This window comes from Mesorhizobium sp. M1A.F.Ca.ET.072.01.1.1 (assembly GCF_004023325.1).
Taxonomy (GTDB): domain Bacteria; phylum Pseudomonadota; class Alphaproteobacteria; order Rhizobiales; family Rhizobiaceae; genus Mesorhizobium.
On the sequence record NZ_RZSF01000698.1, the window covers coordinates 1 to 601 of the forward strand.

General features: G+C 65.7%; 1 protein-coding gene. It reads left to right on the top strand.

Annotated features, from left to right (window positions below; genetic code table 11):
* A partial coding sequence (locus EOA32_RS37610) for a dihydroxyacetone kinase subunit DhaK (RefSeq protein ID WP_145971529.1) occupies positions 1-558 on the top strand: 558 nt, incomplete at its 5' end.
* Between the last annotated feature and the right edge of the window lie 43 nt (positions 559-601).

Here is a 601-nt window from a genome sequence, read left to right on the forward strand (position 1 = left end):
CGGCGCGGCGTCGCCGGCAATTTCTTCATCTTCAAGGCGGCGGGCGATGCCTGCGAGCGCATGCTCTCCTTCGACGAGGTCGAGCGCATCGCCAGGAAGGCCAACGACCACACCTTCACCATGGGCGTGGCGCTGTCGCCCTGCTCGCTGCCGCAGACGCGGCGGCCGAACTTCGAGATCGGCGCCGACGAGATGGAGATCGGCATGGGCATCCATGGCGAGCCCGGCATCGCGCGCGGCAAGCTCAGGACCGCTGACGAGATCACCGACGAGATGCTGGACAGGATCATTGCCGAGATGGCGCCGTCGCGTGGCGACAAGGTCGCGGTGTTGGTCAACTCGCTCGGCTCGACGCCGTTGATGGAGCTCTACATCATGAACCGGCGCGTCAAGCAGCGGCTCGACGACATCGGCGTCTCGGTGCATGCGACCTGGGTCGGCAATTACTGCACCTCGCTCGAAATGGCTGGCGCCTCGCTGACACTGGAGCATCTCGACGGCGAGTTGCAGACCCTGCTCGACCATCCGTGCGACTGCGCCATGTTCCGCGCCGGCTGAGGGGACTGTCCATGACCGCCATCGGAACGGCAGAGCTGAAGAC